The sequence below is a fragment of the Pseudomonas sp. SCT genome (assembly GCF_003864275.1).
GTDB lineage: Bacteria > Pseudomonadota > Gammaproteobacteria > Pseudomonadales > Pseudomonadaceae > Stutzerimonas > Stutzerimonas stutzeri_AE.
Genome location: NZ_BDJA01000030.1, coordinates 1 through 1,193, shown reverse-complemented (window position 1 = coordinate 1,193; position 1,193 = coordinate 1). Strand labels below are relative to the sequence as shown.

The window sequence follows — 1,193 nt, the reverse complement described above, 5'->3', positions numbered from 1 at the left end:
GGAAACTCTGAAAAAGACTTTCTGATTTGGCAAAATACCGCGACCCCACCCACCGAGTTTCCCGATGAAGCAGATGACCTTCGCCGACGCCGAGTACGCTGGCAAGCGCAAGCAAACCCGCAAGGAGTTGTTCCTGATCGAGATGGATCGGGTGGTGCCGTGGAAGGGCTTGATTGCTTTGATCGAGCCACATTATCCGAAGGGTGAAGGTGGCCGTCCGGCCTACCCGTTGATGGCGATGCTGCGTGTGCATCTGCTGCAGAACTGGTTCGGCTACAGCGATCCAGCGATGGAGGAAGCGCTGTACGAAACCACGATCCTGCGCCAGTTTGCCGGGCTGAACCTGGAGCGCATCCCCGACGAAACCACCATTCTCAACTTCCGCCGCTTGCTGGAGAAACACGAGCTGGCGGCCGGCATCCTCGCTGTCATCAATGGCTATCTGGGCGACCGCGGCCTGTCGCTGCGCCAGGGCACCATCGTCGATGCAACGCTGATCAATGCGCCCAGTTCGACCAAGAACAAGGACGGCAAGCGCGACCCGGAAATGCACCAGACCAAGAAGGGAAACCAGTATTATTTTGGCATGAAGGCCCACATCGGCGCCGATGACGAATCGGGTCTGGTGCACAGCGTAGTGGGCACGGCGGCCAATGTGGCGGATGTCACCCAGGTGGACAAATTGCTGCATGGCGACGAAAACGTGGTCTGCGCCGATACAGGCTACACCGGTGTCGAAAAGCGGCCCGAGCATGAAGGACGTGAAGTTATCTGGCAGGTGGCGGCACGCCGCAGCACCTACAAAAAACTCGATAAGCGCAGCGTGCTGTACAAAGCCAAGCGCAAGATTGAAAAGGCCAAGGCTCAGGTGCGCGCCAAGGTCGAGCATCCGTTCCGGGTAATCAAGCGCCAGTTCGGTTACACCAAGGTGCGCTTTCGCGGCTTGGCCAAAAACACGGCGCAACTGGTGACACTGTTCGCTCTGTCGAACCTGTGGATGGCGCGCCGACATTTACTGACGAATGCAGGAGAGGTGCGCCTGTAATGCGGGAAATGGCCACCGGAGTGGGGTCCGGGTGGCGAAAACGTAAGAAATACTCGTCGAATTGATTGTTTTTTGATCATTTGGCGAGTTTAAAAGTTGCGCTAGGTGGTATGCCGGGGAAATACATGGCTACTTCAGACCATCCCTA

The 1,193-nt window shown here is 57.2% G+C and carries 1 protein-coding gene; it reads left to right on the top strand.

Going from position 1 to position 1,193, the window contains the following annotated elements; translation table 11 throughout:
- The first annotated feature begins 64 nt into the window (after nucleotides 1-64).
- Nucleotides 65-1,045, top strand: a complete 981-nt coding sequence (locus BHD08_RS22910; protein ID WP_046622665.1) for an IS5-like element IS1384 family transposase — start codon at nucleotides 65-67, stop codon at nucleotides 1,043-1,045.
- Nucleotides 1,046-1,193: the final 148 nt, after the last annotated feature.

Coding starts and splice junctions, on each gene's coding strand:
- BHD08_RS22910 (WP_046622665.1), top strand. CDS start 65: ATGAAGCAGATGACCTTCGCCGACGCCGAGTACGCTGGCAAGCGCAAG.